The sequence below is a fragment of the Edaphobacter aggregans DSM 19364 genome (assembly GCF_000745965.1).
GTDB classification, from domain to species: domain Bacteria; phylum Acidobacteriota; class Terriglobia; order Terriglobales; family Acidobacteriaceae; genus Edaphobacter; species Edaphobacter aggregans.
In genome coordinates this window covers 1-5,542 of the sequence record NZ_JQKI01000229.1, presented here as the reverse complement: position 1 = coordinate 5,542, position 5,542 = coordinate 1, and the positions used below count along the sequence as shown (strand labels likewise).

At 57.4% G+C, this 5,542-nt stretch carries 7 protein-coding genes and 1 pseudogene; 6 read left to right on the top strand and 2 right to left on the bottom strand.

The annotated features are described in order from the left end of the window. From Q363_RS30190 to Q363_RS30165, 6 genes are all read left to right on the top strand, one after another. On the top strand, positions 1-435 hold a 435-nt coding region (locus tag Q363_RS30190; RefSeq protein WP_035358128.1), incomplete at its 5' end, for a transposase. A 722-nt stretch (positions 436-1,157) separates the two neighbouring features. Next, a complete protein-coding gene (locus tag Q363_RS47220) occupies positions 1,158-1,274 on the top strand; it encodes a DUF3175 domain-containing protein (protein ID WP_084080922.1) in 117 nt (38 codons plus the stop codon). A 171-nt stretch (positions 1,275-1,445) separates the two neighbouring features. Further along, positions 1,446-2,999: a S53 family peptidase gene (locus Q363_RS30180; protein ID WP_035358126.1), complete on the top strand. Its 1,554-nt coding sequence runs from the start codon at positions 1,446-1,448 to the stop codon at positions 2,997-2,999. 174 nt (positions 3,000-3,173) lie between these two features. Beyond that, positions 3,174-3,728 (top strand): TetR/AcrR family transcriptional regulator, encoded by a 555-nt coding sequence (locus Q363_RS30175; protein ID WP_157467909.1) that lies wholly within the window; start codon positions 3,174-3,176, stop codon positions 3,726-3,728. A 64-nt stretch (positions 3,729-3,792) separates the two neighbouring features. Continuing rightward, on the top strand, positions 3,793-4,599 hold the full coding sequence (locus Q363_RS30170; RefSeq protein WP_051979557.1) for an SDR family NAD(P)-dependent oxidoreductase: 807 nt from the start codon (positions 3,793-3,795) through the stop codon (positions 4,597-4,599). Positions 4,600-4,613: 14 nt separating this feature from the next. Continuing rightward, positions 4,614-4,982, top strand: coding sequence for a cupin domain-containing protein (locus Q363_RS30165; protein WP_035358124.1), 369 nt, complete (start codon positions 4,614-4,616; stop codon positions 4,980-4,982). Between the two features lie 211 nt (positions 4,983-5,193). Here Q363_RS30165 and Q363_RS41600 read toward each other — a convergent pair whose 3' ends face one another. Continuing rightward, positions 5,194-5,400 carry a hypothetical protein gene (locus Q363_RS41600; protein WP_483782915.1) on the bottom strand — a complete coding sequence of 69 codons (207 nt, stop codon included), beginning with the start codon at positions 5,398-5,400 and terminating at the stop codon, positions 5,194-5,196. After that, positions 5,348-5,542 (bottom strand): annotated as a pseudogene (locus Q363_RS43390) (hypothetical protein); the annotation flags it as partial. The pseudogene Q363_RS43390 and the gene Q363_RS41600, both read right to left, overlap by 53 nt.

The following is a 5,542-nucleotide window of genomic DNA, read 5'->3' as shown; positions in this document are numbered from 1 at the left end:
GCATGGAGACTGCTTGGCCTGATTCCTGGGATCGGCCCGATTCGGGCGGCCCTGTTGATCGCGCTGATCCAGACCCCGCACCGGTTCCGCACCAAACGACAACTGTGGACTTATAGTGGTCTGGGGTTAGAAACACATGACAGTGCACAATACCGCGTGGTCGAAGGACAACTACGCTCTAAGAAATCGGTAACGCTTCGTGGCCTGAATCAGAACCACAATCACGACCTCAAAGATATTTTCAAGGGTGCAGCCACCAGAGTCAGCAGCAGCAATGGGCCGCTCCACGATTTCTATGAGCATTTGCTTGCTCAGGGGAGGAAACCCACGATGGCGCGCCTGACCCTGGCGAGGAAGATTGCCGCGATCACATTGATCGTCTGGAAGAAGGAGGTACATTTCGACGCCAGCTATTTGAAATCACAAGCAGCGTGAGCGCCTCTGGCTGAGATTCCGTTTCCCTCCCTGGGAGATCATTCCTAGCGGTGGCCCGTCAGGTTCTCGAGACGCTCGATTTCGGGGAGAAGTATCCATACGGAAGTTAGGCCCGTGCTTCATGCACGCGAGTCTCGTGGATTACCCTATGCCTCCTCGGACAATCGAATAAAGCCATAGGCCACGAGTCTCCAATAGGACCATGCGTTGCCACTCATGCAGTGGACAACCGTCAGGCTTGTTGTTTCAGAAAGCGATAGGCGTCGTTACCAGAACGAAATAAAACTCACAGGGGGAGAGGAGGCGTATCTCCGTTTCGGACGCGGAGACGAAATAAGGTTACTCGGCCTGGAGGAAGACCGCACGCTCAAACAGTGGGGCTGAATGCCGAGACAAGAACGGGGCGGTATTGAGCCGATGGGGAAGATTTTTCTCTTGACATTCCTCTTTATAGGACTCCCATACCGAGACAATCAGGACAGGCGCGGCATCCTCACATGCGGCGCTCCAGAGGTACCGAATCAGGCAAAGAATCTCTCTACCGCAGAGGTGCACTTTCTGGTATCTCTCAACCACCCAGCCACGGCGACCGGCTTTTTTGAAGGATGGATGCTGCCTCATTTCATAAACCTGCATCTCTGTAATGAGGAGATGCACATGCGGAGACCATTTGCCCGCACGCTAGCGTCTAAAAAGTTTCGCCGAAAGGACCAGGCTGAGGGATGTGCATGCTGACGTATTTCATCAACCGCGCAGGAAAAGGACTGAGTGCGAAAGAAAAGCAAAGCTGGAAAAAGCAAAAGAACTGCTTTCGGAACGGGCATGCAAGGCCCGGATAGCAAAACAAAACAGGCAGCATGAAAGTCAATCGCAAGAAGAAGTCTCTTCGGCTAAATTGCGCCCTTGTATTAACAACTCGACCTTCGCACGTCATTCATTCGCAGCAGATATGGTGATTGCCTAATCTCTCTTCCCGACAACCTACATTCCTAATTTCTATGAGGTGATCTATGGCTTCTTCCCGCATTAGGCTGGCAAAAAGCGAACGCAGAGCGCCAGCTGGAGCAAGACAACTGGGCCGCACAGCAGCACAACAAATCATCAGTGTTTCCGTCATCCTGAAACGCAAGCAGCCGCTCCGTTTGGACGAATTGAAAGGCCGCAGGCTATCGCACGAAGAATTTAATGCGCAATACGCTGCCGATCCCGTCGACTTTGAACGCGTGCGCAGTTTCGCACAAGCTCATAGTCTCTCTGTGGATGAGTCGGCGTCGAGCATTGCGCGCCGAACCGTCGTGCTTAAGGGTACTGTTAAGGCTTTGGAAGAGGCCTTCGGCGTAGAACTCGAAGACTACGAAGACATGACGCATAAGAAGCGCTTCTATTGCTTTCAAGGCGCAATTACCCTGCCCGAAGAAGATGCTGGAGCTATCGAAACTGTTCTGGGTTTGGATTCGAGGCCCATTGCCAAGCCGCACTTTCGCCGCCTCAACGCTAACTCGCAAGCCACTGCTCAAGCCTTCACGGCCGTGCAGGTGGCTCAGCTCTACAACTTCCCTGCCAATCTCGACGGCAGCGGCCAGACCATTGCTCTGCTTGAATTAGGCGGTGGATATAAAAGCCGCGATCTCGACACCTACTTTCAGGGACTGGGCTTGAAAACACCCGATGTTGTCTCCGTTTCCGTTGATGGCGGCGAGAATTCGCCCGGCGATCCTAGCGGAGCAGATGGCGAAGTCGAGCTTGATATTCAGGTCGCGGGAGCGATTGCTCGGGAAGCCAAGATTGCCGTCTACTTTGCGCCCAACAGCGACCAGGGTTTTATTGATGCCATTACCACCGCAGTCCACGATACGACCAACAAACCATCCGTACTTTCGATTAGTTGGGGAGGCCCGGAATCCAGCTGGTCGCAAGCTTCCGCCTCTGCGCTGGACGATGCCTGCCAGTCGGCAGCAGCGCTGGGCGTAACGATAATCGTGGCGTGCGGTGATAGCGGCTCCAGCGACGGCACGAACGGAACCGTCGTCGATTTTCCTGCATCCAGTCCGCATGTGCTCGCCTGTGGGGGAACACAACTGATCGCCAATGGGACGAAGATCTCGCAGGAAGTCGTGTGGGACGATAAACAGCAAGGAGGCGGCGCAACCGGCGGCGGATTCAGCACAGCCTTCTCCATGCCTTCCTGGCAGAATGCTTTGCCTTCGAACCGCTCTGGACGCGGCGTTCCTGATGTAGCGGGAAATGCTGCTCCCGAAAGCGGCTACGGCATCATCGTCGATGGCCAGCAGGAAGTCGTCGGTGGAACCAGCGCGGTCGCTCCGCTGTGGGCTGCATTGATTGCACTGGTCAACCAACAGCTCGCACAACAGAATCAGCAATCGGCCGGATTCATCAATCCGACGCTCTATCAAAATGCAAGCGCTTTCCGCGATATCACCCAAGGCAACAACGGCGCGTATTCGGCAAGCAAAGGCTGGGATGCTTGTACTGGATTTGGTTCGCCAAATGGCGCATCTATTCTGACCGCTTTGAGTTCGTCAAATAATGGCCAGGATAACTGAGGAAGTATTTAACGAGCGGGCGCTCCGGCGCTCGCTTCTCTCACTGCGATCTTATGCAGCCTTCCTCCAGGAACTGGTTCATTTCCAGTAACAACCGATCACGTCCATATTCCAGCCGGTCAGAACGTCGTTGGAGGTATTGACAGCCTATCTAGCGCTTGCTAGACTTTGGCTATGATGAACGTGAAGGACGAGCTCAAGCGCCTTGCCACGGAGCAGACTCAGCGCGGTGGGGTTCGCTCGGTCACCCTGCGTGACCTGGGTCGCGCGGTCGGGATCAAGTCTCCCTCGGTCCTCTATCACTTCAAGAACAAGGACACGCTCGTCTTCGAGATCACCCAAGACTACGTGCGGCGAGTTCAGCAGACGCTGAGCGAGATCGAGCGCCGCGACACCAGCGCCAAGAAGCGATTGCTGGCAGCGGTCGACATGTTCCTCGAAGTCCAGGTCAAGCATGAGCTCTGTCTGTGCACGATGCTTGCCGCAGAAGCGCACGAGGTCGACGAGCGCACCCAGAACTTGCTGCGTGAGTTCTTTACCGATCTCGAGGCCTGGATTGCGAGGGTCCTGCGCACTGACGAAGGGAACACCCTCACCCCCGGACAGGCCAGCGCCAGGTCCCAACTCATCCTCACCGCGCTCGAGGGCGCGATGCTCCTCGACAAGGCGGGCGGGGAGCCCAAGCGGCTCCCCGCCCTCAGATCGACCCTGGGAAGGCTGGTCGGATAGGTCCAGCCCCCTTTTTTTTGTGTTGCTGTGTCTAGCTATCGGTAGGTAGAAAGGAGTTGAGGGTATGACGGACAAGGAACGCGCCCTGATCGTCGGCGGCTCGAGCGGCGTGGGGAAAGCCACGGCCCGCAGGCTGGTGCAACGCGGCTTGGAGGTGATCCTGCTCGGCAAGAACCCGGAGAAGCTGAATCAGGCCCAAGAGGAGTTGGGCCCACTGGGGACCGTGCGGACAGTCTCACTCGACCTCTACGACGAGGCAGAAGTCGATCGCTTCATCGCGGAACTGGCCGATGAGCAGCGCTCGATTCGGCACCTGGTCAACGCCGCTGGCTACTTCCGACCGACCAGCTTCCTGGAGCACACCAAGTCGGACTACGCCGCCTACCTCGACTTGAACCGGGCCTTCTTCTTCATTACTCAGGCCGTGGCCCGAAACATGGTGTCCCACGGTGGAGGATCGATCGTGAACGTGGGCTCTATGTGGGCCAAGCAGGCCGTCAAGGCTACCCCGTCTTCTGCCTACTCAATGCAGAAGGCTGGCTTGCACGCCCTCACGCAGCATCTGGCGATGGAACTCGCCGACCACGGAATCCGGGTCAACGCTGTCTCGATCGGGATGGTGGAGACCCGCATCTACGAGAAGATCATGACCCCTGAAGAGATGGAGCACACCTACCGCAGGTTCGACGCCTTCCACCCCATCGGCCGAGTGGGCAAGGCAGACGAGGTCGCGCGCGTGGTCGATTTCCTGCTCTCCGACGAGGCCGACTGGGTCACGGGTGCCGTCTGGGACGTCGACGGTGGCGTGATGGCTGGCCGCAATCAGTTCACCCCTTCTTCTAACATCCAAACACTAGCTGTCGCTAGGTAGAAAGTGCAGTTGTCATGAAGCCCTCTGGCAGTACGCAATTCCTCCCCTCCCCGCAGGTCCCCTTCGAGCCAGTGATCGAGGGGGTCGGGGTGGCCAGCGTGATTGGTGACCGCAAGAGCGGTCCGCACGGTACGTTCGTCCGGCTCGCCCCAGGCGTGCGGCTCCCACTCCACCACTATGACCAGCCCTTGGCTGGTGTGATGGTGGCAGGGAATGTCGCCCACCCGGTGCCGGGTAATCCGGACTCCCAGCAGACACTAGGCCCGGGAAGCTTGTTCTCCTTCGCGGCCAACGAGCCGCACGAGACGAACAACGTGGGTGACGGCTTCGCGCTGTTCTTCATTTTCCAGGAGCACCCCTGGGTGCTCGCCATGGACGTCTAGTAGCGCATGCGGGCTCGGATGACCGTTACCGTGCGGGATTGACCGACTTTCTTTCGGTCCTCGACGCGCAACGCGACCCGGATCTCCCCACGCGTCTCTGGCCGGGGCAGCCCTGCTAGGGTCCTATCGTTAATCGGGATCAGGATCACGTGTCATCGCTGCGCGCATAGCGGACAATCGTCATTCAGGAGCCGACGTCCATCAGGAGCGGTCACATCAGGATGTTGTTCACGGGCTGAATCGGCGCGGGAATCTCCCGCTCTCCCAGCATTTCCCGCAAATCGATTTCGATGACGCGGCTTAGTGAGGTGATCGGTACATCATTCGGGCTTCCCTCGAAGGGATTCTCGGAGGCGTCGCCGATCTTATCCATGGTGTGAAACACCCAGCAAACCACGACGCTGGCGGGAATCGTCATCCAGGTGAAAAGCCGCGCCAATCTTCTCGAACTCCTGCAAAAGACCGTAAGGCACCATCAGGATGAAAAGCCAGACGAAGAGCAAGTTCAGAGTCGCGAACTGCCGCGGGTAGGGGAAATTCTTGATGCGCTCGCACTTGCC

What these genes read in the sequence shown, in the direction of transcription:
- Q363_RS30170 (WP_051979557.1), top strand. Translation starts at nt 3,793, where the DNA reads ATGACGGACAAGGAACGCGCCCTGATCGTCGGCGGCTCGAGCGGCGTG.
- Q363_RS30165 (WP_035358124.1), top strand. Translation starts at nt 4,614, where the DNA reads ATGAAGCCCTCTGGCAGTACGCAATTCCTCCCCTCCCCGCAGGTCCCC.
- Q363_RS47220 (WP_084080922.1), top strand. Translation starts at nt 1,158, where the DNA reads ATGTGCATGCTGACGTATTTCATCAACCGCGCAGGAAAAGGACTGAGT.
- Q363_RS41600 (WP_483782915.1), bottom strand. Translation starts at nt 5,400, where the DNA reads ATGACGATTCCCGCCAGCGTCGTGGTTTGCTGGGTGTTTCACACCATG.
- Q363_RS30180 (WP_035358126.1), top strand. Translation starts at nt 1,446, where the DNA reads ATGGCTTCTTCCCGCATTAGGCTGGCAAAAAGCGAACGCAGAGCGCCA.
- Q363_RS30175 (WP_157467909.1), top strand. Translation starts at nt 3,174, where the DNA reads ATGATGAACGTGAAGGACGAGCTCAAGCGCCTTGCCACGGAGCAGACT.